Genomic DNA, 25,730 nt, shown 5'->3' with positions numbered 1-25,730 from the left:
TATCAACATGTCGACCTTGGCCTACGAGATCGTGGACGTCTTCACCGACCGCCCGTTCGCCGGCAATCCGCTGGCCGTGGTGTTCGGCGCGGAGGCGCTGGCCACCGAGCAGATGCAGGCGCTCGCGCTGGAGTTCAACCTCTCCGAGACGGTGTTCGTGCTGCCACCGACGCAGGTCGGCGCCACCTACCGGGCCCGCATCTTCACGCCGGTCGAGGAGTTGCCGTTCGCCGGGCACCCGAGCGTCGGCGCGGCGGTCACCGCGAGCCGGCGGGGGATGTTCGGTGTGGGGCAGATCACCCAGGAGTGCGGGGCCGGCGTGCTGCCGATCGAGGTGACGTCGTCCGGGGCGACGCTCACCGGAGGCGTTCCCACCCTCGGCCCCGAGTTGGACCCGGAGCCGCTGCTGGAGATCGCCGGTCTGGGCGCGGACGACCACGACCCGGCCGGGCCCGCTCCCCGGGTGGCCGGCTGCGGGCTGGAGTTCCCCTACCTGCCGGTCCACCCGGACGCGGTGGCCCGGGCGCGGGTGAACCCGGCGGCGGCGGAACGGTTGGGGGTGGCGCACGTCAGCGTCTTCTCCTGGGACGTCGCCACGCAAACCGCGCACGCTCGGGTCTTCGTGCCGGGGATCGGCGTCCCGGAGGACCCGGCGACCGGTTCGGCGGCCCTCGGGTTGGGCGTCTGGCTGGTGGCCAGCGGGCTACTGCCGGCGGACGGGCTGTCGCACTATTCGGTGCGCCAGGGCGTGGAGATGGGCCGCCCGTCCGCGCTGGGCTGCACGGTGACCGCGGCGAACGGCGTGGCGGTCGGCGCGACCGTCGCCGGCCAGGTGATGCCGGTGGCCCGGGGCGAGATCGCCGTGCCGCCGTTCGTGGGCTGAGCGACGGCGTCGATGCGGGAGGATGCGGGTGTGACGGACGAGGACGCCGCCGGTGGCACGCCGCTGGTGGACGAGGCGATGAAGAAGGCCGCCATGGCCTGGGTCAGCGTGTCCGGTGGGCCGGCGCTCGCGCTCTGGTGCGCCCCGCTGGAGGGCGCGCTCCTGGTGGTGAGCGGGCCGGGCGAGCAGGCCGCGCCGGGCCTCGCCGACGCGACCGAGGCGCAGGTCACCCTGCGCGGTGACCACGGGGGGCGGATCGTCACCTGGCCGGCCCGGGTGACCCGGCTGGCACCGGGCACCGAGGCGTGGGACACCGCCGCGCCGCTGGTGGCGGGCAAGCGCCTGAACGCGCCCGGTCCGACCGCCGACCTGGTGGCCCGCTGGGTCGCCGACGGTTGCGCCCTGAACCGCCTCGCTCCGGCCGGCACGCCCCTGGCCGGCACGGACCTGCCGTCCGACGCGCAGACCGAGCCGCCCCGGGAGACCCCGGCGGTCCGCGCCACCCGCAAGCCGTTCCGCCTGCACCGGGTCCGTCGCCGCTGATCGGGTCAACTCGCCGCGACAGCGGCGGCAGTGACCTTGGCGTCCACGAGGTCGAGCACCTCACGCAGGGTGCCGAGCGTGGTGCCGCGCCACTGACGGTCGGCGTTGAAGACCATGTGTTCGGCCAGATCGGGCGCGGCCAGCCGGACCGCGGTCATGCCGGCCTGTTCGGCGCCGGTCAACTCGTGGCTGCCGCCGTCACCCACGTACAGGCAGTCGTCCGGCCTGAGCCCGAGTCGACGGCAGGCGGTCAGGTAGAGCGCGGCATCCGGCTTGCAGCGTCCGACCTGCACGGAGAAGACCCGTACGTCGAGCAGGGGCGCCACGGGGAGGTGCGGCAGGAAGGCCGGCAGTTCGTGCGTACAGTCGCTGATCAGGCCGGTGCGGACGCCGCGCTCGCGCAGCGCCGCCAGCACGGGCACCGCGTCGGCGCGCAGCCGGGTGTCCGCGCGGATCGCGCGAAGCCGGGACACCACCGCCGCCCGCAGGGCACCGTCACTCGGATGTACGCCCGCCTGGGCGCAGACCCACCGCATGGTCGTCTGCGCGTCGCCGAGCCGGCCGGTGGCGCGCTCGTAGTAGGTGCGGTTCAGCACCTCGCTCAACGTCTCGCTGGGACAGCCGAGCAGTTCGGCGGTGCCGAGGTGCGCGGCGCCGCGCTGCACCGAACGGGTCAGCGTGCCGAAGAAGTCGAACAGCACCGCCTGGTAGCCGGCCATGGGGGAGCGCCTTTGCGGTCGAGGGTCGTCGGCGCGAACGCGCGTGATCGTAACTGAGTGCTGACGTTCCGTGCTGTCCGTGGTCGTGTGAAGATTGCTTCCCGTGTCCCCTCGACCACCCCTGGACCCGCTGACCACCGCCGCGGTCGCCCTGGCCGTCGTTGCCGTGTCAACGTCCGCGCCGTTGATCGCGTACGCCGCCGCTCCGGCGCTGGCCATCGCCTTCTGGCGCAACCTGCTCGCGGTGGCCGTGCTGAGCCCGTTCGCCCTGGCGCGCCGCCGCGCCGAGTTCCGCGCGTTGGCGGGGCGGACCGGCCGGCGCGAGGGACTGTTCTGCGTCCTCTCCGGGGTCGCGCTCGCCGGGCACTTCGCGACCTGGGTGCCGAGCGCCCAGCTCACCTCGGTCGCCGCGGCCACCGCGCTGGGTGCCACCCAGCCGGTCTGGCAGGGGCTGATCGCCCGCGCCCAGGGGCGGCGGCTGCCCACGGTGGTGTGGGTCGGCATCGCGGTGGCGGTGGGCGGCGCGGTGATCGCCACCGGCGCGGACGTGGGCATCTCCGGCCGAGCCGTCGCCGGCGATCTGTTGGCGGTGACCGGTGGCATGTTCGCAGCCGTCTACACCGCCTTCGGTGAACGAGCCCGTGCCAGCATCAGCACCACCACCTACACGACCATCTGCTACGGCATCTGCTCGGCGGTCCTGCTGGTGATCTGCCTGCTGGGCGGGGTCCGTACGGTCGGCTTCGACGGGCGTACCTGGCTGGCGATCCTGGCCCTGGTGGCGGGCGCCCAACTGCTCGGGCACTCGATGTTCAACTACGCCCTGCACAAGATCTCGGCGACCACGGTGAGCGTGCTGATCCTGCTGGAGGCCCCCGGTGCGGCCCTGCTCGGTTGGGCCTGGCTGCACCAGGTTCCCCGCCCGTACGCGCTGCTGGGCATGGCGTTGCTGCTCGTCGGCGTGGCGGTGGTGGTGCTGGGCGGCGCCCGGGCCGCCCGCCGTGCCACGCCGCTCACCCCGCTGCCCGCCGACGCCGCCCCGCTGGAGAGCTGACGATCGCTTCAGACGTCGTACGCCTCGATGACGCGCGTGGTCGGGGCGGCGTCGCCGAGGTCGGCGCGCAGCGCGGCACGCTCCGGGTCGACGAGGAACGACTCGTATCCGGTGCGGGCCGCGAACGTGATCACGTGCACCTCGCTCCGTCCGTCGGTGCCGCGCAGCCGCCGTTCCAGCCGGCCGTCGTGCCGGTCGAGCAGGGCCAACACGGTGTCCTCGTAGCGTTGCCCGGCGGTCTCGGCCCCGGTGGCGTACTCGACGATCGCGACAAGCGTCAGCATGGCGGCCACGCTACCCATCGATGCCGACGGCCGTGGCGCTGGCTTCCCAGAGCCGGGACGCGAGCTGTGGGTCCGCCGCCTTGCGGTACGGCCGACGCGGCCGGCGGTTGTAGTAGTAGCCGCCGCCGGCGAGCCGGGCCGGATCCTGGTTCGCGAGCCAGAGGAGCGTCTCGGCCCCCTTCTCCGGGCTGCGGAACGGCATGAACCGCATGCCGAAGGCGACCAGCCGACTGTCGTTGGCGAACCGGGTCCGCACCACTCCCGGATGGAAGCTGTACGCGGAGATGCCCGGCCAGCGCCGGGACGCCTCGGCGGCGAACAGGATGTTCGCCTGCTTGCTGGTGCCGTACGCGCCCATCGGGTGGTAGGCGCGCAGCGGCCTGTTGAGGTCGTCCGGATCGAGCGCGCCGAAGCGGTGTGCCCCCGAGGCGGTCACCACCGTCCGGCCCACCCGGTCGGCCAGCAGGTTCGTGAGCAGGAACGGGGCCAGGTGGTTGGCCTGGATCGACAGCTCGAAGCCGTCGACGGTGGTGAGCGGTTGAAGCGCGATGGCCCCGGCGTTGTTGGCCAGCACATCGATCCGGTCGTACGCGTCGCGCAGCCGCTCGGCCAGTCCGCGTACGTCGTCGAGGACCGCGAAGTCGGCCCGGAACAGCTCCGGGCGCTCGCCGGCTGTCTCCCGTACGCGCTCCGCCGCGGCCTGTAGTCGGGCCGGGTCCCGCCCGACGAGCACCACCTGGTCGCCGCGGCAGGCGAAGGCCACCGCGGCGGCCAACCCGATGCCGGAGCTGGCACCCGTCACCACCACCAGCCGACGCCCAGTGAGATCTTCCACAGGTCCATTCACCGCGGTCATGGCGCGAGGTTACCGTGGCGTCACCACGCCCTTTGGGATCGTTAAGTTTTCCTCGGATTCAGGTGGCGTCGGCGTGCCCGCCGGTCGCTGGAAGGAGCACATCCATGGCCGCAGTCGGTCGTCCCCGCCGGTCGTGCCTGGCCGTACCGGGTTCCAGCGTCAAGATGCTCGGCAAGGCGCAAGGGCTCCCCGCCGACCAGGTCTTCCTCGACCTGGAGGACGCGGTTGCGCCGCTGGCCAAGCCGGAGGCGCGCAAGAACATCGTGGCCGCCCTCAACGACGGCGACTGGGCCGGCAAGACCCGGGTGGTACGGGTCAACGACCTGACCACCCCGTGGACGTACCGGGACGTCATCGAGGTGGTCGAGGGCGCCGGCGCGAACCTCGACTGCATCATGCTGCCGAAGGTGCAGGACGCCGGTCAGGTGCGGTGGCTGGACCTGACGCTCACCCAGATCGAGAAGACGCTCGGCCTCGAGGTCGGCCGGATCGGCATCGAGGCGCAGATCGAGAACGCGGCCGGTCTGGTCAACGTGGACGCCATCGCGGCCGCCTCGCCCCGGGTCGAGACCATCATCTTCGGCCCGGCCGACTTCATGGCCTCGATCAACATGAGGTCGCTGGTGGTCGGTGGGCTGATCCCGGACTATCCGGGCGACCCGTACCACTACATCCTGATGCGCATCCTGATGGCCGCCCGGATGCACGACAAGCAGGCCATCGACGGCCCGTTCCTGCAGATCCGGGACGTCGACGCGTTCCGCGAGGTGGCGAAGCGTTCGGCGGCGCTGGGCTTCGACGGCAAGTGGGTGCTGCACCCGGGCCAGATCGACGCCGCGAACGAGGTCTACCAGCCGGCGCAGGCCGACTACGACCACGCCGAGCTGATTCTCGACGCGTACGAGCACTACACCTCGGAGGCCGGCGGCAGGCTGGGCGCGGTGATGCTGGGCGACGAGATGATCGACGAGGCGTCCCGCAAGATGGCGCTGGTGATCGCCGCCAAGGGCCGCGCCGCCGGCATGAGCCGTACCTCGTCGTTCACCCCGCCGGCGCAGTGAGTGGCCGGGCCGGGTCGCCCGCCGCCGGCCGTCGACCCGGTCCCGCATTCGGCGGTACGCCCACCCGCGCGCCCGCCTCAGTAACCGCTGTCGCTGCTCGCGCCCGTCGTGACCGCGAAGATGATCACGGCGACGTACGCGGCGATGCCCAGCACCATCAGCGCGGTGACGATCCAGCCGACGATGATGCCGGCCTTCGCCAACCCCTCGCCGTCCTCGCCGCTGGCCCGAATCTGCTTCTGCGCCACGTGACCGAGGATCGCCCCGATCGGCGCGGTGATGCCGCAGGACGTGAGACCGACCAGGGCCAGCACCAGTGACGCGATGGCCAGACCGTTGGTCTTGCGCGGGGCCGGGTAGCCGTAACCGGGGTACTGCGGCGGGTAGCCCGCCGGCGCGTACCCGGGTGCGGGGTATCCGGGCGGGGCGTAACCGGGCATGGGCTGACCGGGTGCCTGCTGCGCGCCCGCGTACGGGTCGACCGGCACGTACGGGTCGACGGGACCGGGCTGGGCGGGCACCGGCTGACCGGCCACCAGGGTCGGGTCCGGCGGTGTGCTCGACGGCTGAGCCGACCAGGTGGGGTCGTTCCAGTCGCCGGGGGGCGGGGGATTGGTCATGCGTGATCTCCGTCGGCTCGGCTGCGCCGCCAGAGTAGCCAGCAGTGACCAAACCCGACGCCCCCGCTCCCGGGTGCCGCGTTGCTCGGGCCGGTCGTAACGGGCAGGATCCCTGGCATGTCAACTGACGCGCGTGCCGCGGACCGGTCCGGCAGCCGACCGCGACGGGACGTGAGCCGTCCGGGTGTGGCGCGGCGCGGTCGGGCGGCCACGTCGACCGGCGCGACCGGCGCCGACGAGCCGGTCGCGCTGCCCGATCCGGTGACCATGCGGCTCGACGGCCGGGTCGCCCTGGTGACGGGGGCGGGCAGTCCGGACGGCATCGGGTACGCCACCGCGCGGCGCCTCGCCGACCTGGGGGCGCGGGTCGCCATCGTGTCGACCACTCGGCGCATCCACGAGCGGGCCGGTGAACTGGGCGTGACCGGGTTCGTCGCGGACCTGACCGACGAGTCCGAGGTGGGCGCGCTGGCCGACGCGGTGGCCGAGCAGTTGGGCGACGTCGAGGTTCTGGTCAACAACGCCGGCCTGGCGAGCCGGACCAGTCAGGGAGTGCTGCGGCCGGTCGCGCAGCTGACCTACGACGAGTGGCGCGGCGAGATCGACCGCAACCTGTCCACCGCGTTCCTGTGCAGCCGGGCCTTCATCGGCGGGATGGCCGAGCGGGGCTGGGGGCGGATCGTCAACCTGGCGGCCACCGCCGGCCCGGTCAACGCCCTGCCCACCGAAGCCGCGTACGCCGCCGCCAAGGCCGGTGTCGTCGGTCTGACCCGCGCGCTGGCCATGGAGATGATCGCCGACGGGGTGACCGTGAACGCGGTCGCGCCGGGCACCATCTACACGGCGGCCTCCACGATGGCCGAGATCAAGCAGGGTCTGGGCACCCCGGTCGGACGACCGGGCACCCCGGACGAGGTCGCCGCGGCGATCAGCTTCCTCTGCTCGCCGGCCGCGTCGTACATCACCGGTCAGATGCTCGTGGTGGACGGTGGCAACAGCGTCCGGGAGGCCCGGTTCCGCTGATCAGTAGCCGCGGCTGTCGCCGTTGTTACCGAGGATGACCAGCGCCAGCCAGCCGCAGCAGGCCAGCAGGGTCAGCGCGGTGAACACGTACCCAAGGATCAGGCCCCAGGTCGCGAGCTGGTCGCCCTCCTCGCCGGTGGTGCGGATCTGCCGCTTGGCCAGGTGACCGAGGACGGCGCCGGCCGGGGGGAACACGAAGGCGAACACCAGCGACAGGATCGCCAGCACGTTGGTGCCCCGACCGGGGCCGCCGGGAGGTGGGCCGTACTGGCCGTAGGGGCCCTGCGGCGGGTACGGCGGCTGCTGACCCCAGTGCGCCGGCTGGTGCGGCCCCTGCCGCTCGTACGGCGACGGCTCGTCGGCGGGTGGCCCGTACGGCGAGCGCTCCGGCGGTCCGGAGGACGACTGGTCCGGCGGTGGCGCGTACGGCGACTGGCCGGCCGGCGGTGGCGCGTACGGCGACTGGTCCCGGGGTGGCTCGTAGGGTGACGGCGGCGGCTCGTCTCCCGGCGGGCCCGACGGCGGCGGGTAGCTCACGGCTGTCCTCCTCCTGTCGGTGCCGGAAAAGTCCTTCTTGCCGGACGGTACCCGTAGCGGTGAACCTTTTCACAGCGGTTGTGTGGACTGGTCACCTTGGCCTGGCGGGCCGGGCGACCGATACTTACCGAGCGTTCAGTTACCCACGAGTAGTGCGCTGATCCCCGGAGGCCGAGATGGCTCGACTCGCCCAGACGCCCGGCCTCACCGACGTGCAGCAGTCGATCCTGGAGACCGTCCGGGAGTTCGCCGACAAGGAGATCATCCCGCACGCCCAGCGGCTCGAACATGCCGACGAGTACCCCACCGACATCCTCGACGGGATGCGCGAGATGGGGTTGTTCGGTCTCACCATCGACGAGGAGTACGGCGGGCTCGGCGAGTCGCTGCTCACGTACGCCCTCGTGGTGGAGCAGCTCTCCCGGGGCTGGATGTCGATCTCCGGCATCGTCAACACCCACTTCATCGTGGCGTACCTGATCTCCCAGCACGGCTCCGCCGAGCAGAAGGCCCGCCTGCTGCCGAAGATGGCCACCGGCGAGGTGCGCGGAGCGTTCTCGATGTCCGAGCCGGAGACCGGCTCCGACGTCTCGGCGATCAAGTCCAGGGCCGTCCGGGAGGGCGACACCTATGTCCTCAACGGGCAGAAGATGTGGCTGACCAACGGCGCGTACTCCTCGGTGGTCGCCACCCTGGTCAAGACCGACACCGGCGCCGACTCGGTGTACGGCAACATGAGCACCTTCCTGCTGGAGAAGGAGCCGGGCTTCGGCGAGACCGCGCCCGGCCTCACCATCCCCGGCCGGATCGAGAAGATGGGCTACAAGGGCGTCGAGACCACCGAGATGGTGCTCGACGGCGTGACCGTGCCCGACTCCGCGATCCTCGGCGGGGCCGACCAGGTGGGCCGCGGCTTCTACCAGATGATGGACGGCATCGAGGTCGGCCGGGTCAACGTCGCCGCCCGCGCCTGCGGCATCTCCATCCGCGCCTTCGAGCTGGCCGTCGGCTACGCCCAGCAGCGCAAGACGTTCGGCCAGCCACTCGCCAAGCACCAGGCCATCGCCTTCAAGCTCGCCGAGATGGGCACGAAGATCGAGGCCGCGCACGCCCTCATGGTCAACGCCGCCCGACTCAAGGACGCCGGACAGCGCAACGACGTCGAGGCCGGAATGGCCAAGCTGCTCGCCTCGGAGTACTGCGCGGAGGTCGTCCAGGAGGCGTTCCGCATCCACGGCGGCTACGGCTACTCCAAGGAGTACGAGATCGAGCGGCTGATGCGCGAGGCCCCGTTCCTGCTGATCGGCGAGGGCACCTCGGAGATCCAGAAGACCATCATCAGCCGAGGCCTGCTGAAGGAATACAAGCTCTAACCCCCACCCTGAATCCCGCGATCTTGCAGTTACTGCGGCGACATGGCGTGCATAACGGGGCAGAACGCCAACCGAAACTGCAAGATCGCGGGGGAAACGCGGGTCAGCGGAGGCGGGTCAGGTTTCCGGCGGCGCGTTCGACGATGAGGCAGCGGTCCTCGACGTAGTCCATGCCGGCCTCCTCGGCAATCTCGCGCGCCTCGGCCGACACGATGCCCAGTTGCAGCCAGACCGCCGGCGCGCCGATCGCCGCCGCGTCCCGCACCACCTGCACGGCGTCCGCGGCCGGCCGGAACACGTCCACCAGGTCGACCGGGTGCGGGATGTCCGCCAGCGACGCGTACGCCCGCTCGCCGAAGAGTTCGTCGACGCTCGGGTTGACCGGGATGATGCGCCAGCCGTACCGCTGCATCTGCAACGGCACGCTGTGCGCGGCCTTCATCGGGTCGCGGGACGCGCCCACGACGGCGATCACGGCGGAGTCGGCGAGGATCTGCTGAGCGGTACGCACCCGCCGACTGTAGCTCCGCCGCCCGCCGCACGCGGGCGAGGAACACCTGCGCCGAAAGGCCCGACTGGCCGCCCCCAGCGGCCAGTCGGGCCCGGCCGGCGCTTCGCGCGAAGCGAAGCAGACCGGTTACGACGTGGGCTGCCGTTCCCCGGAACCCAGGGCGCGGCAACCCACGGCGGTCAGTCGGTCGTCGGGCTGGGGGCCTGGTCGGAGGGCTCGGGAAGGGTGAACGGGCCGCCCTTGGTGGCCTTGCTCCCGGCCTTCGCATAGCCGGCGGGCGGCGTCAGGTCGAAGTGGCTCAGGTTCGCATCCGTGCGAGGTAGCCATTCGAAGGTGCTGACCTCAGCCCTGTCGGTCACCTTTCCGCTCTTGTCGGCGACCGTCTTGTACGGCAGGAACGAGGTCGAGTCCACCCACAGTTCTGCGGTGTAGGCCGCCGTCCCCGCCGTCAACCGCAGGTGCACGGTGTCGCGCCCGTCCACCTTCTCCTGCCCCACGATCTCCAATTTGCCCCGGGCGAGCCAGGTCCGGATGCTCGCCGCGTCGTTCGGCACGAAGACCGTGCCGGTTGCCTTGTCCGGTGAGTCGACGAACTCGAAGTACGTCCGCTCGAGATGGCTGATCTGGGTGCCACGGTATTTCCCGTCGGCGACGACCGTCACCAGCGTGGAGTCCGGTCTGCCGTCGCCCCCGAAGATGTCGACCCGCCGGCGTCCGGTCTGCCGGTCCTCCCAGGAGTCGATCCAGCCACCCCGATAGGTGTCGTGCACCTTCACGACGTAGTCGTCCGCCTTGCCCAGCGCGGCCTGGGTCTGGCTGCTGACGTAGGTGACATCGCCCAGCTGCGACGGGTGGGACCCGGACCCGTCCGTCGAGCTGGCGATGCCGCCTACCTGCCCGGTCCGGTTGGCCGTGCCCAGCACGACACCGCCGGTGGCGAGTCCGGCCAGAGCGAAGGCGGTGGCGGCCGCGATCGCCGGACGGCGCAGGTACCAGCGCTTCGCGGCCGGTCGTCGGTACGCGGTCCCGTTGAGGATCGCGTGCCGCATCCGGTCGGTCGCGTCCGTTCCAGGGCCGGTCAGGTCCTCGCGAAAGGCGACGAGCAGCTCGACGCCCGCGTTGTCAGATTCCACGTTGTCGTTCATCCGTTTTCCTCATTCGCAGCGGCGGACGGTGCGTAGTGGGCGGGCATCGCGAGGCGCAGGCGTGCCTTGGCCCGGTGAAGGCGGGAGCGGACGGTGCCCGGTGCCAGGCCGAGCGCGGAGGCCAGCTCCGGATAGTCCAGGCCGGCCCAGATGTGCAGCAGGAGCAGGTCACGTTGGTCGTGTGGCATCGCGGCGAGAGCGCCGGCCAGTGCCCGGGTAGCGGCCTCGGCGTCGAGCCGTTCGTCGGCCCGATCGGCGAAGTTGTGCTGGCCGGAACCACTGAGTGGATCTCTGCCCGACTTCTCCAGTGCCCGCAGCCACCGCACCTCGGCGCGGTGGTAGTTCCGGAGCAGGTTGCTCAGGATGCCGAACAGCCACGGACGTGCATTGGGCATCGAGGTGTCGTAGCGGTCCCGTCGCGAGAACGCGATCAGGAACGTCTCGGCGACCAGATCCTCGGCGAGCTGCCGCCCGACCCGGCGGGAGCTGAAGTTGTACAGCCAACCGCCGTACCGCTCGAACAGCTCCCCGAACAGTTCAGGCGCTCCCGTTACCAACAGCGAGTCGGAGCGCTCGGTCACAGTCATGTCCCGATGGCCCCCTGGTTCGACGGTGCGTTCATGCCCTGTTCTTGTCTGGCACCGCCGCCAGGTTCCGTCTTCGCGGTCCCACACCGTCGCGAGCGTCCCCGCGTCCTGCCGGCAGGACGTCAGCGCCACGTGCCAGGGCGCACGGGGGAGGGTATCGCCGCAGTTCCGGGGGCTTTCCACCCGGCGCGGAAGGTCAGAGCAGGGTCAGTTGCTCGACGGCGAGAGCGGGCGGCGGCTCGGGCAGGCGGCGGTTGTCGCCCACCTCGCCCCGGAGCAGCCCGTGGCGACGGGAGGCGATCCGCACCCGGGCGGTCAGCTCCCGCTGGTACGCCTGCGGGGCGTACGCGCCCGCGCGGTACAGCTCTCGGTAACGGCCGACGAGGTGCGGGTGCTCCCGGGCGAGCCACTGGGCATACCACTCGCGGGCGCCAGGGCGCAGGTGCAGCGCCAGCGGGGTCACACTCGTCGCTCCGGCGGCGGCGATCGCCGAGACCGTGGCGTCGATCGACTCCTCGCCGTCGCTGAGGCCGGGCAGGATCGGCGCCATCAGCACCCCGACGGAGAAGCCGGCGTCGGTGAGCCGGCGGACCGCCTCGAGCCGGCGACTCGGGTGCGGCGTGCCGGGCTCGACGCCACGCCAGAGCTGGTCATCGACGAAGCCCACCGAGAAGGAGATGCCGACCGTGGTCACCTCGGCCGCCTGACGCAGCAGGGGCAGGTCACGCAGGATCAGGGTGCCCTTGGTGAGGATGGAGAACGGGTTGGCGAAGTCCCGCAGGGCCGCGATGATCTGCGGCATCAGCCGGTAACGACCCTCGGCACGCTGGTAGCAGTCGACGTTGGTGCCCATCGCGACGTGCGCGCCCCGCCACTTCGGCGCGGCCAGCTCGCGTCGCACCAGCTCACCGGCGTTGACCTTGACGATCACCTGCCGGTCGAAGTCCGTACCAGCGTCGAGATCGAGGTAGGTGTGGGTGTTTCTCGCAAAACAGTTGTGGCTCACCACCCCATTGGCGATGAAATCGCCGGTGCCGGTGGTGATGTCCCAGAGCGGCAGCTCCAGCCCGAGCGCTTGAATGTCGACCACCCTGAGGTCGGCCCTGCACTTCAGCACGGCGCCCTCGATCGAGCGCTTCCTGGTGATGGCCGGGTCCGTGAGGTGGAAGAACCGGAGCCGAGCGGGAAGACCTCCGGTCAATCTGATCTGCCGCACCCGGTTGGGTCTGCCGGGGTCCTCAAGCACGCAGGCGAAGCCGAACTGGCGCAGCGCCGCCGTCGTCTGGTCGAGGATCGTGTCGTCGCTGTTGCTGATGCGCAGGGCGCCTCTACTGCAGCTGCCCTCGGCGTCGAAGATGCCGGCCAGGAAGCCGAGGCGCCATTCGTCGGTGGGGGCGGCCGGCCACTGGATCAGACCGGTGATCGTTTCGATGTCCCGCTGTTTCGAGGTGCGGATCGCCGACAGGGCTTGCCGGGTGGCGCTGGCCGGTGCGAACGAGAAGCGTTGTGTCTCGATGCCCTCCTGGGCGAGGTAGCGCTCGCTCCGACTCAACGCCTCGTCGTCGATCAGCGCCAGACGGAACCGATGCACGACCCCCTGTGGGTACGAGTAGGTGGCGAGGTGAGCGTCGCCCCGGACCATCCCGCAGAGGTAGCCCCGGCGGTAGTCAGGTGACTCCTTCGGCCCGGATGCGAAACGGCCTGTGCCGATGAGGCGATTGTTGGTGGTCAGGTAGGGGCGCTGGCCGGTGCCCTGCATAGCCCCGGTGACGTACTTCCAGCCACGATCGGAGAGGAACCGGTGGTCTCCGCTGGCGATGAGCGTGGTGCCGTCAGTCAGGGTGACCCGGTATGCGGGTTTCACGGTGGACCACTTGTCAAGAACGGTGGTGACGACGTATCGGCGGTAGGCACCGCGTCGCTCGGTCCCGTAGATGCGGTCGCCGGGCTCGAGCTCACTGATCAGCTTCGTGCGACCGTCCGCCATCAGGATCGGAGTGTCACCGGCCAGGCAGTAGACACAAGCATGACTGCATCCCCGGTACGGGTTGATGGTCCACTCGAAGGGGACGCGGGACTCGCCGGGCACCCGGTTGAGGATCGATTTGGCCTGCACCTCGTGGAACGTCATCCCGGCGAACTCGGGGGTGTCGAAGGTACGGACGACGGCGCCGGGCAGCGCCAGCGGCAGGGGTGGCGTCGCTGGCGCTGCCCTCTCGGGGTCTCCCTCGACCGGGGGAGCGGTGAGGTTGTCCCAGCGCATGGGCACTATTCGAACACGTGTACGAGGTCCGCGCAAGTGACCCGCCGGACACCCGTGAGCGATCGTCGCTCCAACGGGGGAGGATGGACCCATGGAGAGGTCGACCTTCGTCTACGACGGTGACTGCGCGTTCTGCACGACCTGTGCGGAGTTCATCGAACGCCGGATCCCCACGGGCGCGCGGGTGGTGCCCTGGCAGTTCGCCGACCTGGACGCCCTCGGCCTCACCGTGGCCGAGTGCGAGGAGGCCGTGCAGTGGGTCGGCGCGGACGCCACCCGCGCAGCCGGCCCGGACGCCATCGCGAAGCTGCTCGCCGCCAGTGGCCCGCTCTGGCGGGTGGCCGGCGCGGGTCTGCGGTTCCCGCCGGTGCGCGCGGTGGCCTGGCCGGTTTACCGCTGGGTGGCCCGAAACAGGCACCGCCTCCCGGGCGGTACGGCGGCGTGTTCCCTGCCGCAGGAGGCCAGGGAGCGGCTCTACGGCCCGACCGGGCGCCCGACCGCCGGAGCCTGATCGCCGAGCCGGGCCCGATCGTCGGGCGGAGCCTGATCGGGCGGCGCCGACGTCGTGTCGACGTCCACCGGGCCCCGCCCCGCGACTCGGCGTGCCCACACCAGCGGTCGTACCCGTTCCAGGGGCAGGAAGCTGGTCATCGCGGCCAGGTGTGGCGCGAACGAGATCGTGATGGTCGCGATGGTCACCACGTGGAACGAGTAGAAGAAGCCGACCATGGCCACTCGCCAGCGGGCCGGTAACAGGAACACCACGGGGCTGAGCAGCTCGAAGGCCACGATGCCGAACTGCGCGACGATCAGCAGGTACGGCACCTGGGCGATGAGGTCGGCCAGGTCGGTGCCGCGTCGGATGATGGCCCTCGCCAGTACCGAGCCGGTCAGCCAGTCCAGACCGCCGAAGCGCAGCTTGGCCCAGGCGGCCAGGAAGTACGTGCAGATGACCGCTATCTGGGTGACGCGCAGGGCCCAGCCGCCGGCCTCCGTGCGGGTGGTGTCGCCATGGCGGGCCCGGCCGGCGGTGGGCAGCACGGCCAGCGCGACGAGCAGGCCGAACCGGTCGTGGTCGACCTTCCCGTAGCTCATCGCGATGATCATCCACTCGAGGTACAGCGCGCAGACCGTCCAGCCGAGCAGCCGGGGTGCCCGGCCGGTCGCGGCGAGCAGGGCGGCGAGCAGGAGCCCCCAGAAGATCAGCGCCACGACCGTCGGCGTCGGGGTCGGCAGCGGGAGCAGGCGGCCGATCAACAGCGGCTGGTACAGCTCACCGGGCACGCTGGCTCTGGTGCGTACCCAGGGGGTGAAGACCACCAGGTCGGCGGCGACGAAGAGGTAGATCAGGGTCCGGAACGCGGCGATCCGTCCACGGGGCACCGCCTCCGTCAGCCAGCCGGTCATCGGGAGACCTGCCAGCTGACGATCGTCTCGTCGGTGTGCCGCCCCGTGGGCCGGCCGGCGCGGATGCCGTGCCAACGGATGACGATGCGGACCTCGACCAGCGCGGGGGCGTCCGGATGACGTTCGGCGTACGCGTCGGCGACCTCGGTGAGCAGCGCGGGGTCGGCCGCGTACCGGTCCTGCTGGCCCTCGATCTCGGCGCGGCGGATGCCGGTCGCGTCCTGGTCGAGGTCGACCACCGCTCCGGCGCTGTTCACGCCCTCCACCCGGGTGTCCGGGGCGGGGGCGTTCGGCGGGTTCGAGGTGGCGTACATCCGGAACGGGCCGAAGGGGAAGTCGTCGTCGCTGCCCCAGAAGGTGCCGAGCAGCAGCAGGACGAGACCGAGGGCGGTCGCGCCCAGCCGGGTCACGCGCCCGCGGGTGGTCAGGGTCTCCATCGGGTCGTGACGATACGGGATGTACCGACCGTCTCGCGTCCCACCGACGGTCAGTTCCGCCTGGCCAGGTCGGTGATCATGGGCGGCTTTCGGGATATGACGAAGGCCGGACCCGAACCGGGCCCGGCCTTCGCGTGCCGTCGCGCGGACGGCTCAGTGCTTGTGCTCGGCCAGCTGCTTGCGGACGTCGTCCATGTCCAGCGCCTCGACCTGCTCGATCAGGTTCTCCAAGGCGGACTCGGGAAGGGCGCCCGGCTGGGCGAAGACGATGACGCCGTCGCGGATCGCCATGATCGTCGGGATCGACCGGATGTCGAACTTCGCGCCCAACTCCTGCTGGGCCTCGGTGTCGACCTTGCCGAAGACGATGTTCTGGTGCTTCTCCGAGGAGCGCTCGTAGACCGGGGCGAACCGCTTGCACGGACCACACCAGTCGGCCCAGAAGTCGACCAGGACGATGCCGTCGTTGCCGGTCACCTCGTCGAAGTTCGCCGAGGTCAGCTCAACGGTTGCCATTGCACTCTCCGATCACCTGCGGGTTGTCTGCGTCCCGTAGAACCAGGGCTGACCGTATCGAATTCCCGGGCGGCTGCGCACGAAACGTGGCCGGGGCTGCTCGGGTGCCGCGCAGACCATCGAACTGTGTCAGTTCATCTCGTCCTGCGGAACGCAAGTGCATGACGCACTTGCGTGACCTGCGGTAATGGGAGCGTTTCCAGGGAGATCCACCCGGTCGAGCGCTACGAATCGGTAACTTGAGCCCTGACAAGGAGGTATCCGGCCTGCGGAGATCGCTGATCAACCCCGCGTTCATCACGGAGAGTAGTGTTACAAAAAGATAAATGTGACCGCGATCTCTGTTGAAGCTACGGCACCGTAGGGCAGAATTCCTCACATCAGAGCGTGGGCGGCGGGTGCCGGGGAGGGCCCCGCCGCTCATTGCGTCTCCCCCCTGGTGAGTGACCGGTGTGACATTTCCGCCGAGGTCCCGCCCGGACCGTCGCCTTAACCACCGGTAAGGCATGCTGTGCCGAACTCCATCGCCGCCCGTCGAAGGGGACCAGCATGCAGTTCGGCCGCTACTACGAGGAGTTCGAGGTCGGCGCGGTCTACCGGCACTGGCCGGGCAAGACCGTCACCGAGTACGACGACCACCTCTTCTGCCTGCTCACCATGAACCACCATCCGCTGCACCTGGACGCGCACTACGCCGAGACGTCCAGCCAGTTCAGGCGCAACGTCGTGGTCGGCAACTACATCTACTCCCTGCTGCTCGGCATGTCGGTGCCCGACGTCAGCGGTAAGGCCATCGCCAACCTGGAGGTGGAGTCGCTGCGGCACGTGGCGCCCACCTTCCACGGCGACACCATCTACGGCGAGACGACGGTGCTCGACAAGCGGGAGTCCGGCTCCAAGCCCGACCGGGGCGTGGTCTCGGTGGAGACCCGCGGCTACAACCAGGACGGCACCATGGTCTGCGTCTTCCGCCGCCGGGTCATGGTCCCCAAGAAGGAGTACGCGGCCAGCGCGGTGCCCGACGGGGTGGACCCGGAGCGGCCCAGCTTCCCCACGCCGCGCTGAACGCGCCCGCCGGAGCAGGGCACCATCGGACAGCAGGTTCCGCCGGTGGCGGCCCTGGTCCCGTTTTCGGGGCTTATGCTGACGCCGGAGGTTCCGATGAGCCACTCCGTCGCCGGAGAGCCGCCCTCTGCCGGCCGCCGTGCCGCACCCTTGACCACCGCCGTCTACTCCGCCGCCGAGTGGGATCTGCTCACCAGCCTGCCCGCTCGGGTCCTCGTGGCCGCCGCCGCGCCCGGCGCCGGCCGCCCGGAGCGCGGGGTGATGGCTGGTTTGGCTGGCCTGGACGCGGTGGCCGCCGGCCGCGGGTTCGACAGTGACCTGGTCCGTGCCGTGGTCGCCGCGATCTACGCCCGGCACGATGGCGCGCCGGCTCCCGCCGAGCGGCTCACCGATCTGGTGGACCTGCTGGCCGCGTGTCGGGCAGCGGCCCGGGTGCTGCGTCGGCGTGCCGATCCGGCCGACTCGGCGGCGTACCGCCAGTGGGTGCAGTCGGTCGCGGCCCGCGTCTGCCGGGCGACGCCCGGCCTCGACGGGCATCCGGCCAGCCCGGCGGACCGACGCTTCCTGGACCGGCTCGGTGACGCGCTCGGCCTGGGCTGAGATCGCGGGGCGCCGGGGTGGCCGTACTCTCTGATGACCGTGACCGACGACCAGCTTGAGGTGGGTGTGGGCCCCTGGCCCGGGGACCTGCCCGAGGATCCGCGCTACGACCCGCAACTGCTGGCCGAGGGCGACCGGCGCAACGTCGTCGACCGCTACCGCTACTGGCGGCACGAGGCGATCGTCGCCGACCTGGACCGACGGCGGCACGGCTTCCACGTCGCCATCGAGAACTGGCAGCACGACTTCAACATCGGCACGGTGGTGCGCAACGCCAACGCGTTCAACGCGGCCGAGGTGCACATCGTCGGTCGGCGTCGGTGGAACCGACGCGGCGCGATGGTGACCGATCGATACCAGCACGTCCGGCACCACGAGACGATCGAGGAGTTCGTCGCCTGGGCGGCCGGACGGCGGCTGCCCGTGCTCGGCATCGACAACCTGCCCGGCTCCCGGCCGATCGAGACCGCCGTGCTGCCGCGTGACTGCGTGCTGCTCTTCGGCCAGGAGGGCCCGGGCCTGTCCGCGCCCGCGCGGGCCGCCTGCGCCCAGCTCCACTCCATCGCCCAGTACGGCTCCACGAGGTCCATCAACGCGGGTGTGGCCAGCGGCATTGCCATGCACGCGTGGATCCGGACGCACGCCGGTCCACCGCCGGACTGACCGTCGTCCCATCGGCGCGCTCGGCGTTCCGGCTTTCGGCGTTCCGGCTTGACGTGGCGGCGATGTGGGGTGACGGTGGGGATGTGAGTGTCGCGGTGAGTTGTCCGAGATGCGGGGGCCCGGTACGGGCGCCGGATCTGATGCACACCGAGTCGAGGTGCCTGCGCTGCGGACCCGTGCCGCCGCTGCACGTGCCCGAACACATCGGGGCGGAGATCGTCGCGAGCGTGGTGGAACGGATCACCGCGGCTCCCGGTCCACCCGGGACACCATTGTGGTGCCCGTGGCCGCTGCCGCCCGGCTGGACCCTCACCGGCGTGGCGTACGCCGGGGACGACCGCACCGGCGTGCGGGCGACCGCGGTGGCCTGCGCGGGGCCCGCACCGCTCGACGACGGCCCGGCGGATCTGGTCTTCGTGGCCGAGGAACCGGGCGTGGGCCTGGGTACCCGACTCGCCGGCCTGGCCGGCCCCGATCCCGGACCGGAGCTCGCCGACGCGCTGACCGACCCCGGTCCGGGGCATCCCGAGCACGTCGGGCAGGCCAGGATCAGGGTCGGCGGGCACCCGACTCCACTGTGGTTGGTGAATTCTCCGACGGATCGAAGCGCGTACGCCGGCGAGGCTCGGGGAATGTGGCTACATGCGATAGCCTGGCCGGCGAGTGCGGGTCATCTGCTCGCGGAGGATGTCGTGTTACACGACCTGACCGAGTGGACTCCGCCCGAACTCGTGTACGGCGCACCGTCCCCGTACCTGTCCGGGAGAGCTTGACATCTCTTCCGGGTTGACGGAGAACGGACGCAGATATTCACTGTACGACACCACACTGATACTCTGGGTGCCGCTGCGGTAATGGGACCCGGCGCCGCGCGAGAGGATGGCCCGCCATGGTCAAGAAGGTCCTCACCTGGGCCGGAATCGCATTCTTGATCTTCTTCGTCGCCTATCGGCCAAACTCTGCGGCTGATGTGTTCAAGTCGCTGGGCGGCGGGATCATGGACATCGCCCAGGGGTTCGGCGACTTCTTCACCAGTCTCGTCGCCTAGCCGCCGATGGGCAGCCCCTCCGGTCCACCCTTCGACCCGGACGACCCCGACCGGGACCGTCGCGAGCGCGACACCGAGCCGATTCCGCGGATCGGGCCCGATGACGGCCCGGGCTACGGTGCCGGCCCCGGCCTGTCCGACGGGCCTTCCCTCTCGGACGACGTCGGCTACGGCGAGGGGCCCGGCTATGCCGGCGAAGGGCGGTCCGGTCGGGCCTGGATCCGCGATCCCGACGCCGCCAGCCAGCCGCCGCAGATCTCCGAGGAGGAGCTGGCGGGGCTGCGCGCCGACGCCATGGGGTCGACACCCCGTCGGGTCCTCCCGCTGGAGGACGAGCCCAGCTCGCTGGTCGCCCGTTACCTCTTCCCCACCGAGCGTTACCGGGGCGAGTGGAAGCGGCACTGGATCCACCTCACCAACCCGCTCCTGATCGGCGTCGCGGCGACCTTCGTGCTCGGTTACCTCTCCGGCTTCCTCGCGGGGCGGAACGTGGGCGTGTTGACGACCATCGCGGTGCTGCTCTGGTTCGCCGTCATGGGCTGGGTGGCGTGGAAGGTCGCCGACTGGTGGTATGACCGGTTCATCCTGACCAACAAGCGGGTCATGGTGGTCAACGGCATCGTCACCCGCAAGGTCGCCATGATGCCGCTGGTCCGGGTCACCGACATGAAGTACGAGCAGACCCCGACCGGCCGGGCGCTCAACTACGGCACCTTCGTCCTGGAGTCCGCGGGCCAGGAGCAGGCGCTGCGGGAGGTCAAGAATCTGCCCAACCCGAACGAGCTCTACCTACGGGTCGTCGAAGAGATGTACGAGCCGCAGGCGGTCGAGGCGCGGTTGGGCAAGGAGGCCGACGAGGCCAAGGCCGACGACGGCGCGTGAAAGTTTTCGTCCGAACATCGGAGCAAGTGCGCACCTTTCGTCATGGACCGAAACGCCGCTGACGTGGCACTCTTCCAGGACGGTTTGGGTGCGGAGGTGTGTGGTGGCGAGCAGGGATCCCCTGGAGGAGGAGTTTCGCGAGTTCGTCGCGGCTCGCTCCGCCGCCCTGCTCCGTACCGCCTATCTGCTCTCCGGCGACTGGGCGACGGCCGAGGACCTGCTCCAGACGGCGCTCACGAAGACGTACCTCGCGTGGAAGCGGCTCGGCGGGATCGAGGCGGTCGAGCCGTACGCCCGGCGTGTGATGGTCAACACGTCGACGAGCTGGTGGCGGCGGCGCTGGCACGGTGAGCGCCCCACCGAGGTGCTGCCCGAGCGCCCGGGCCTCGACGAGATCGAGCGGCAGCTCGACCGTGACCTGCTCTGGCGGCACCTCAAGGAGCTGCCCAGCCGGCAGCGGGCGGTGCTCGTCCTGCGCTACTACGAGGACCTGTCGGAAGCGCAGACGGCGGCGCTGTTGGACATCTCGCCTGGAACGGTGAAAAGTCAGGCATCCAGGGCGTTGGCCACGTTGCGCCGCCGCATGGGCGGCGACACTCCGGATCTGGCCGCCGCGCCGACCGGGACCGGCACCGCCCCGCGGCGCGGCCGCGACGCGGCTGCCGCCCGCTCCCGAGAGGTTGCCCGACCCGGCGGGACTGTCGAGGCGGTCCCGTCCGGTTCGGTCGGAGGGCTGGCCGGAGCCCGCTCCGCGATGACGCCGCGTCCCAGCGTCGGTCGGGCCGAGCCCGGGCCGGTCGCGCCGCGCCCGTCCGCGCCCCATCCGATCGCCCCGGCGGTCGACCTGCCCACCGCTTCGGTGGCCGTGCCTGTCGGCACCGGCCCCGGAGAGCAGCAGTGAACGTCTTTCCGCGGCTCCCCGACAACCTCACGGGTGGCCTGCGGCGTCCTAATCAGGTGCGACGTGACCAGCTCGAAGGTGCGGTGCGGGAGGCTCTCTCGCGCCAGGTCGCCGTTACCCGTCCACTGACCGCCGACCCGGCCGGTCAGGCCATCCGGCGCGCCAACCGGATCCGACGGCGGCGTGCCGGAGTCGGTATCGCGCTCGGGGTGGTCACCACCGTGCTGATCGGCGCCGGCATGACACACCTCTCCGGCGGCTCCGACCAGCAGGGGCCGCCCATCGTCGTCATCGGCGACCCGGACCTGTCGGCCCAACCGCTCGCCACGGCCAGCGTCGCCCCGCCTCCGCCCTCGTCGAAGGCGCCCGCCGACGTACTCTTCGCCAGCGCCTTGATCGACGCCGACGGCAAGCGCCTGGCGCTGCCCGGTGTCGGCCCCGCCGAACTCGCGCACCGGCTGCCCAACGGCACGGGTCTGCTGGTGGTCGGAGCGCCCACCGCCGCCGGGCGCTCCCTCTGGGTCGCCCAGGACGACGGCCTGGTGCAGGTGCTGCTGGCCGGCGCGGGGCAGATCGTTCTCGCGCCCGACGCCACGCAGGTCGCCTGGCGGGACGGCGGGGACCTGCTCGTGGCGGGAGTCGTCGGCACCCAGCTCATCGGCACGGTGCGTATCGCGGTCCCGGACAGCGCGCAACCCGTCCGGTTCGTCGGCAGCAGCCTGGTGGTCCGACTTGATCCGACCCGGCCGGGTCACGTCCTGTGGCGGCCCGGCGCGGACAAGCTGACCGAGGTGCCCGAGCAGGACACCCTGAACGTCTACGGTTCGCTGCCGGACGGGCGGTTGGTCAGCCAGGTGCCGGCGAACTCGGCGGACGAAACCTGCCTGACACTTGTCGATCCGAAGCGGGCCACGAAAGCGGCACGTACCGCCTGCGGCAGCCGGTTGAGCCCGGACGGCGTCGGCGGGCTGTCCGACGACGGACGATGGCTCCTGGTGAACGGGAAGGTCGGGTCGACCGACCGCTCCCTGCTGGTCGACCTGGAGCGGCTCGGTACGACGTTGGACGCCGTACCCGTCGGCCCGGCGGTGAGCGGCGCGGTCGCCTGGACGAGCGACTCGGACGTCGCCTACGTCGACAGCTCCGGCTGGCTGGTCCGGGTCAACGTCAAGCGGGTCCGTGCCGGCGAACAGGCCGAGTCGATGCCCGTGGCCGGCCTCGAGCCCGGCGACCGACCGATCCTGGTCAGCGGCTCCTGACCCTGCCGGATCCGCCGGGTTATCGGGCCGGGCGGCGGGGATCTCCGCCCCACCTACGCGAGTCTGCTTCGGGTCCGCTCGGTAGCGTCGGGGAGTGACCTCGCGTACCGGCTCCGCGCCCCGGATCGACCTGCACGCCCACTCGACCGCCAGCGACGGCACGCTGACGCCGGCCGAACTCGTCCGTGCCGGCGCGGACGCCGGTCTGGACGTGCTGGCCATCACCGACCACGACACCACCGCGGGCTGGGCGCCGGCCGTACGGGCGTTGCCGCCCGGCCTGCTCCTGATCCGGGGCGCCGAACTGTCCTGCCGCTGGGAGGGCGCGGATCCGGCGATCCCACTGCACCTGCTGGCCTACCTGTTCGACCCGGAACACCCGGAGCTGGTCGCCGAGCTGGCCCGGGTGCGGGCCGCCCGTGAGGAGCGCGGTGAGCGGATCGTGGCGCTGCTGCGCGCCGACGGCATCGACGTGAGTTGGCCGGAGATCCTCGCCGGCGCGGCCGGCGGGACAGTCGGTCGCCCGCACATCGCGCAGGCGCTGATCCGCGCCGGCCTGGTCGCCGACACCCGCGCGGCGTTCGGCCCGGACTGGCTCGGTGAGCGGTACCGGCTGCCGAAGGAGGACATCGACGTCTTCCGGGCGGTCCGGCTGGTCCGGGCCGCCGGGGGCGTACCGGTGTTCGCCCATCCCCGGGCCACCCGACGTGGCCGGGTGGTGCCCGACGAGCTGATCGCCGAGCTGGCCGCCGCCGGGCTGGCCGGGCTGGAAGCCGACCACGAGGACCACAGCCCGGCCGAACGGGCGCACGTCCGGGCGCTCGCCGCCGAGCTGGACCTCCTGGTGACCGGCTCCTCCGACTTCCACGGCACCCACAAGACCGTCCGGCTCGGCGCGTTCACCACCGGTGTCGAGGCGTACGAGCGGATCGTCGCCGCCGGGGTGACCGAGGTCGCTTCGGTCTGATCCGCGTATTTCGCCCACCGTGACGCGGCTAGGTTGCTCACGTGGATCTGAAGCTGTTCGGCGAGGTTTTCGTGACCCTGCTGGTGATCACCGACCCCCCGGGCATGATGCCGATCTTCCTGGCGCTGACCGGGCCGCTGCCCGCGCGCGACCGTAACCGGGCGGCGTGGCAGGCCGTCGCGCTCGCTCTCGGTGTGATCGTGATCTTCGCGGTGGCCGGGCAGACGTTGCTCGACTACCTGCACGTGGACCTGCCCGCCTTGCAGGCCGCCGGTGGGCTGCTGCTCGTCCTGGTCGCCCTGGAGCTGCTGACCGGCAAGGCCGACGACCCCAGCCAGCAGGTCACCTCGAACATCGCGCTGGTGCCACTGGGTACCCCGCTGCTGGCCGGACCGGGCGCCATCGTGGCGACCATGCTCTTCGTCCAGCAGGCCGACGGGTTCGGCGACTACACCGCGATCGCCGCGGCGATCCTCGCCGTCATGGTCGCCGTGTGGATCGTGCTGCGCTTCTCCGGCGGCATCGTCAAGATCCTGCGCCCCGGCGGCATCGAGGTGCTGACCCGGATCGCCGGCCTGCTCCTTGCCGCGATCGCCGTCCAGCTCATCGCCGACGCGGTGGCCGCCTTCGTCACGCACTACGTGAACATGACCTGACCGGGACAGTCCGGATGTCGGGGGTGGATGGCAGGATCGCAGGCGTGCGACGAGCCTCTTCATCCGGACGATCCGCCGCTGGCGGTCGGACCCCTCAGCAGCGTCCCGGCGGCGCCGAGCAGCTCGGCTTCGAGGGGATGCCGGAGCGGCTGTTCGTCTGCACCCCGAGCAAACTCGGTACGTACGCCGACTGCCCCCGCCGCTACCGCTACTCCTACGTCGACCGTCCCGCACCGCAGAAGGGTCCGCCCTGGGCCCACAACTCACTCGGCGCCAGCGTGCACACCGCCCTGAAGAACTGGTACGCGTTGCCCGCCGACCGACGCCGCCCCGAAGCGTTGGCCACCCTGCTCAAGGGCACCTGGGTCCGTGAGGGCTACCGCGACGACGAGCAGGAGCGGGCCGCCTACCGGCGGGCGCTGAGCTGGCTGGAGGCGTACGTCGAGACGTTGGAGCCGGACTCCGACCCGCTCGGTGTCGAGCGGGTGGTGGCGGTCAAGACCGCCGTCCTGGCCTTCAACGGCCGCACCGACCGCATCGACTCCCGGCCGGGCCCGGAGGGTCCGGAGCTGGTCATCGTCGACTACAAGACGGGCCGCACCGGGCTGGACGCCGACGACGCCCGGGGCTCGCAGGCGTTGGCCCTCTACGCGTACGCGGCCGAGCGGGTGTTCCGCCGGCCGTGCCGCCGGGTCGAGCTGCACCACCTGCCGACCGGCACGGTCGCCGGTCACGACCACACGGTCGAGTCGCTGGCCCGCCAGTTGACCCGCGCGGAGGACACGGCCCGCGACATCATGGCCGCCGAGCGGGTCGTCGCCGACGGCGGTGACGCCGACGAGGCGTTCCCGGTCGCGCCCGGGCCGCGCTGCGGCTGGTGCGACTACCGGCGGCACTGTCCCACCGGGGCGCAGACCCCGGGCAAGGAGCCGTGGGCGGCCGTGGAACGAACCGTCGAGGGCTGATCGCGTCCGTCGGCCAGCTCGACGCGGCGCACGTGGGGTCGGTCAGCCGGCCAGCGCCGCTCGGTCCGCCGCCCGTTGCTTGGCGGCCTGAACCAACGGCCCCTCCAGGTAGCGACGCGGCACCGCGCCGAGCGCCAGTCGCAGCGCGCGAACGCTGAGATCCGCCGACAACTCGGTGGTGGGCAGCCCCAACCCGCCGTACATCCGCCGGGCCCACGGGGGGAGCAGCGCGAGCGCGGTTCCGGCGATCCCGAGGTACGCCCACCGTGGCGGACCGAGGTTGAGGCCCAGCCGGGCCGGCAGGCCGAGCTTCCACGGCAGCGGTGGGGCGGTGAGGAACAGCGCCGTCTCGGCGGCTTCCCGGGTCATCCGCAGCTCCGGCCGAACGGCACGGTAGTAATCCTGGACCTCGGCGGCGGTGCCCGGCACCGTGGCCGGGTCCAGCCCGACGAGGGCGGCTGACCGACGTTGCTCGGTGTAGTAGCCGTCCACCTCGTCATCGGTGAGCGGCAGACCGGCCCGGCGGGCGGTGCTGAGGAACGACTCGACCTCGGTGACGTGCACCCAGCGCAGCAGGGCCGGGTCGTCGATCCGGAACTGCTCGCCGGTGGCGGGGTCGGTGGCCCGCAGCCGGGCGTGCAGTCGACGCAGCCGCGCGCCGGCCTGCTCCGCGTCCAGGGTCGTGCCGTAGACGGTGGTCTCCACGTAGGTGGCCGTGCGGACCAGCCGTCCCCACGCGTCCGTGCGGTAGTCGCTGTTCTGCGCGACGCCGGCCATGGCGCGCGGGTGCAACGCCTGGAGGTAGAGCGAGCGCAGGCCGGCGACGATCAGGATCGGCTCCTCGTGCACCTTCCACGTGACCGAACCCGGACCGAAGAGGCCGAGGTCATCGGAGTCCACCGACC

31 protein-coding genes are annotated in these 25,730 nt (G+C 71.4%); 18 read left to right on the top strand and 13 right to left on the bottom strand.

Annotated features, from left to right (window positions below; all coding sequences use genetic code 11):
- Positions 1-7: 7 nt before the first annotated feature.
- Complete coding sequence (locus ACIBTX_RS01130) at positions 8-883, top strand: PhzF family phenazine biosynthesis protein (protein WP_357124405.1); 876 nt, start codon at positions 8-10, stop codon at positions 881-883.
- A 12-nt stretch (positions 884-895) separates the two neighbouring features.
- Positions 896-1,426 (top strand): hypothetical protein, encoded by a 531-nt coding sequence (locus ACIBTX_RS01125; RefSeq protein WP_357171869.1) that lies wholly within the window; start codon positions 896-898, stop codon positions 1,424-1,426.
- A 5-nt stretch (positions 1,427-1,431) separates the two neighbouring features.
- On the opposite strand, the gene ACIBTX_RS01120 is transcribed toward ACIBTX_RS01125, so the two are convergent.
- The gene (locus ACIBTX_RS01120; RefSeq protein ID WP_396831817.1) at positions 1,432-2,145 is read right to left on the bottom strand and encodes an HAD family hydrolase; all 714 of its coding nucleotides are present in this window, start codon (positions 2,143-2,145) and stop codon (positions 1,432-1,434) included.
- Positions 2,146-2,239: 94 nt separating this feature from the next.
- Between ACIBTX_RS01120 and ACIBTX_RS01115 the strand changes: the two genes are divergently transcribed.
- Positions 2,240-3,199, top strand: coding sequence for a DMT family transporter (locus ACIBTX_RS01115; protein WP_357171867.1), 960 nt, complete (start codon positions 2,240-2,242; stop codon positions 3,197-3,199).
- Between the two features lie 8 nt (positions 3,200-3,207).
- Here ACIBTX_RS01115 and ACIBTX_RS01110 read toward each other — a convergent pair whose 3' ends face one another.
- Both ACIBTX_RS01110 and ACIBTX_RS01105 read right to left on the bottom strand, forming a co-directional pair.
- On the bottom strand, positions 3,208-3,483 hold the full coding sequence (locus ACIBTX_RS01110) for a hypothetical protein (RefSeq protein ID WP_357124416.1): 276 nt from the start codon (positions 3,481-3,483) through the stop codon (positions 3,208-3,210).
- Between the two features lie 10 nt (positions 3,484-3,493).
- Positions 3,494-4,318: an SDR family NAD(P)-dependent oxidoreductase gene (locus tag ACIBTX_RS01105; RefSeq protein ID WP_357124688.1), complete on the bottom strand. Its 825-nt coding sequence runs from the start codon at positions 4,316-4,318 to the stop codon at positions 3,494-3,496.
- A gap of 125 nt (positions 4,319-4,443) precedes the next feature.
- Here ACIBTX_RS01105 and ACIBTX_RS01100 point away from each other — a divergent pair, with 125 nt between their 5' ends.
- A complete protein-coding gene (locus tag ACIBTX_RS01100; RefSeq protein WP_357394141.1) occupies positions 4,444-5,400 on the top strand; it encodes a CoA ester lyase in 957 nt (318 codons plus the stop codon).
- 77 nt (positions 5,401-5,477) lie between these two features.
- On the opposite strand, the gene ACIBTX_RS01095 is transcribed toward ACIBTX_RS01100, so the two are convergent.
- Entirely contained in the window at positions 5,478-6,020 is a 543-nt protein-coding gene (locus ACIBTX_RS01095) for a DUF4190 domain-containing protein (protein WP_357394139.1), read from the bottom strand.
- A gap of 117 nt (positions 6,021-6,137) precedes the next feature.
- Between ACIBTX_RS01095 and ACIBTX_RS01090 the strand changes: the two genes are divergently transcribed.
- Positions 6,138-7,043, top strand: a complete 906-nt coding sequence (locus ACIBTX_RS01090; protein ID WP_396831816.1) for an SDR family NAD(P)-dependent oxidoreductase — start codon at positions 6,138-6,140, stop codon at positions 7,041-7,043.
- On the opposite strand, the gene ACIBTX_RS01085 is transcribed toward ACIBTX_RS01090, so the two are convergent.
- Positions 7,044-7,580 (bottom strand): DUF4190 domain-containing protein, encoded by a 537-nt coding sequence (locus ACIBTX_RS01085; protein WP_396831814.1) that lies wholly within the window; start codon positions 7,578-7,580, stop codon positions 7,044-7,046.
- A 176-nt stretch (positions 7,581-7,756) separates the two neighbouring features.
- Between ACIBTX_RS01085 and ACIBTX_RS01080 the strand changes: the two genes are divergently transcribed.
- Positions 7,757-8,953: an acyl-CoA dehydrogenase family protein gene (locus ACIBTX_RS01080; RefSeq protein ID WP_357124430.1), complete on the top strand. Its 1,197-nt coding sequence runs from the start codon at positions 7,757-7,759 to the stop codon at positions 8,951-8,953.
- 103 nt (positions 8,954-9,056) lie between these two features.
- Here ACIBTX_RS01080 and ACIBTX_RS01075 read toward each other — a convergent pair whose 3' ends face one another.
- From ACIBTX_RS01075 to ACIBTX_RS01060, 4 genes are all read right to left on the bottom strand, one after another.
- The gene (locus ACIBTX_RS01075) at positions 9,057-9,464 is read right to left on the bottom strand and encodes a CoA-binding protein (RefSeq protein ID WP_357124433.1); all 408 of its coding nucleotides are present in this window, start codon (positions 9,462-9,464) and stop codon (positions 9,057-9,059) included.
- A 179-nt stretch (positions 9,465-9,643) separates the two neighbouring features.
- Positions 9,644-10,609 carry a DUF2092 domain-containing protein gene (locus tag ACIBTX_RS01070; protein ID WP_396831811.1) on the bottom strand — a complete coding sequence of 322 codons (966 nt, stop codon included), beginning with the start codon at positions 10,607-10,609 and terminating at the stop codon, positions 9,644-9,646.
- Positions 10,606-11,196 carry a sigma-70 family RNA polymerase sigma factor gene (locus ACIBTX_RS01065; protein WP_357171865.1) on the bottom strand — a complete coding sequence of 197 codons (591 nt, stop codon included), beginning with the start codon at positions 11,194-11,196 and terminating at the stop codon, positions 10,606-10,608. The genes ACIBTX_RS01070 and ACIBTX_RS01065 overlap by 4 nt, the downstream gene beginning before the upstream one ends.
- A 196-nt stretch (positions 11,197-11,392) precedes the next feature.
- Positions 11,393-13,459, bottom strand: a complete 2,067-nt coding sequence (locus tag ACIBTX_RS01060; RefSeq protein WP_396831809.1) for an intein-containing Rv2578c family radical SAM protein — start codon at positions 13,457-13,459, stop codon at positions 11,393-11,395.
- A 91-nt stretch (positions 13,460-13,550) separates the two neighbouring features.
- On the opposite strand from ACIBTX_RS01060, the gene ACIBTX_RS01055 reads away from it, so the two are divergent.
- Positions 13,551-13,970, top strand: a complete 420-nt coding sequence (locus tag ACIBTX_RS01055; protein ID WP_357124444.1) for a DUF393 domain-containing protein — start codon at positions 13,551-13,553, stop codon at positions 13,968-13,970.
- Here ACIBTX_RS01055 and ACIBTX_RS01050 read toward each other — a convergent pair.
- The 3 genes from ACIBTX_RS01050 to trxA all read right to left on the bottom strand — a co-directional run bounded on the left by ACIBTX_RS01050 (position 13,934) and on the right by trxA (position 15,819).
- Positions 13,934-14,866 (bottom strand): HTTM domain-containing protein, encoded by a 933-nt coding sequence (locus ACIBTX_RS01050; RefSeq protein WP_357124447.1) that lies wholly within the window; start codon positions 14,864-14,866, stop codon positions 13,934-13,936. The two genes, ACIBTX_RS01055 and ACIBTX_RS01050, sit on opposite strands and share 37 nt — an antisense overlap.
- Positions 14,863-15,303 (bottom strand): hypothetical protein, encoded by a 441-nt coding sequence (locus ACIBTX_RS01045; RefSeq protein ID WP_357124450.1) that lies wholly within the window; start codon positions 15,301-15,303, stop codon positions 14,863-14,865. Before ACIBTX_RS01045 ends, ACIBTX_RS01050 begins: the two co-directional genes overlap by 4 nt.
- Positions 15,304-15,456: 153 nt before the next feature.
- Positions 15,457-15,819 carry a thioredoxin gene (gene trxA, locus ACIBTX_RS01040; RefSeq protein ID WP_074316526.1) on the bottom strand — a complete coding sequence of 121 codons (363 nt, stop codon included), beginning with the start codon at positions 15,817-15,819 and terminating at the stop codon, positions 15,457-15,459.
- Between the two features lie 549 nt (positions 15,820-16,368).
- Here trxA and ACIBTX_RS01035 point away from each other — a divergent pair.
- The 11 genes from ACIBTX_RS01035 to ACIBTX_RS00985 all read left to right on the top strand — a co-directional run bounded on the left by ACIBTX_RS01035 (position 16,369) and on the right by ACIBTX_RS00985 (position 24,825).
- Positions 16,369-16,884: a MaoC family dehydratase gene (locus ACIBTX_RS01035; RefSeq protein ID WP_355049005.1), complete on the top strand. Its 516-nt coding sequence runs from the start codon at positions 16,369-16,371 to the stop codon at positions 16,882-16,884.
- 75 nt (positions 16,885-16,959) lie between these two features.
- A complete protein-coding gene (locus ACIBTX_RS01030; protein WP_357124455.1) occupies positions 16,960-17,484 on the top strand; it encodes a hypothetical protein in 525 nt (174 codons plus the stop codon).
- Between the two features lie 39 nt (positions 17,485-17,523).
- Positions 17,524-18,147: an RNA methyltransferase gene (locus ACIBTX_RS01025; protein ID WP_357124691.1), complete on the top strand. Its 624-nt coding sequence runs from the start codon at positions 17,524-17,526 to the stop codon at positions 18,145-18,147.
- Positions 18,148-18,209: 62 nt separating this feature from the next.
- Positions 18,210-18,920 carry a DUF6758 family protein gene (locus tag ACIBTX_RS01020; RefSeq protein WP_357124694.1) on the top strand — a complete coding sequence of 237 codons (711 nt, stop codon included), beginning with the start codon at positions 18,210-18,212 and terminating at the stop codon, positions 18,918-18,920.
- 116 nt (positions 18,921-19,036) lie between these two features.
- Positions 19,037-19,195 (top strand): hypothetical protein, encoded by a 159-nt coding sequence (locus ACIBTX_RS01015; protein WP_007455302.1) that lies wholly within the window; start codon positions 19,037-19,039, stop codon positions 19,193-19,195.
- Positions 19,196-19,201: 6 nt separating this feature from the next.
- On the top strand, positions 19,202-20,077 hold the full coding sequence (locus ACIBTX_RS01010; protein ID WP_363660066.1) for a PH domain-containing protein: 876 nt from the start codon (positions 19,202-19,204) through the stop codon (positions 20,075-20,077).
- Between the two features lie 103 nt (positions 20,078-20,180).
- Positions 20,181-20,978, top strand: coding sequence for a SigE family RNA polymerase sigma factor (locus tag ACIBTX_RS01005; RefSeq protein ID WP_363660067.1), 798 nt, complete (start codon positions 20,181-20,183; stop codon positions 20,976-20,978).
- Complete coding sequence (locus tag ACIBTX_RS01000) at positions 20,975-22,237, top strand: hypothetical protein (RefSeq protein WP_357124464.1); 1,263 nt, start codon at positions 20,975-20,977, stop codon at positions 22,235-22,237. Before ACIBTX_RS01005 ends, ACIBTX_RS01000 begins: the two co-directional genes overlap by 4 nt.
- Positions 22,238-22,331: 94 nt before the next feature.
- Complete coding sequence (locus ACIBTX_RS00995) at positions 22,332-23,204, top strand: PHP domain-containing protein (RefSeq protein ID WP_357124468.1); 873 nt, start codon at positions 22,332-22,334, stop codon at positions 23,202-23,204.
- Between the two features lie 41 nt (positions 23,205-23,245).
- Positions 23,246-23,860: a MarC family protein gene (locus ACIBTX_RS00990; RefSeq protein ID WP_355048999.1), complete on the top strand. Its 615-nt coding sequence runs from the start codon at positions 23,246-23,248 to the stop codon at positions 23,858-23,860.
- Positions 23,861-23,904: 44 nt separating this feature from the next.
- Positions 23,905-24,825, top strand: a complete 921-nt coding sequence (locus ACIBTX_RS00985; protein WP_396831804.1) for a RecB family exonuclease — start codon at positions 23,905-23,907, stop codon at positions 24,823-24,825.
- Between the two features lie 42 nt (positions 24,826-24,867).
- Here the strand turns inward: ACIBTX_RS00985 and ACIBTX_RS00980 are convergent, their stop codons facing one another.
- The gene (locus ACIBTX_RS00980; protein WP_357171859.1) at positions 24,868-25,725 is read right to left on the bottom strand and encodes an oxygenase MpaB family protein; all 858 of its coding nucleotides are present in this window, start codon (positions 25,723-25,725) and stop codon (positions 24,868-24,870) included.
- Positions 25,726-25,730 lie beyond the last annotated feature (5 nt).

Origin of the sequence: Micromonospora sp. NPDC049359 (genome assembly GCF_044466585.1) — a bacterium.
In the GTDB taxonomy this organism is placed as follows: Bacteria; Actinomycetota; Actinomycetes; order Mycobacteriales; family Micromonosporaceae; genus Micromonospora.
The sequence above is the reverse complement of the archived record's forward strand: the minus strand, read 5'-3'. Positions and strand labels throughout refer to the sequence as shown.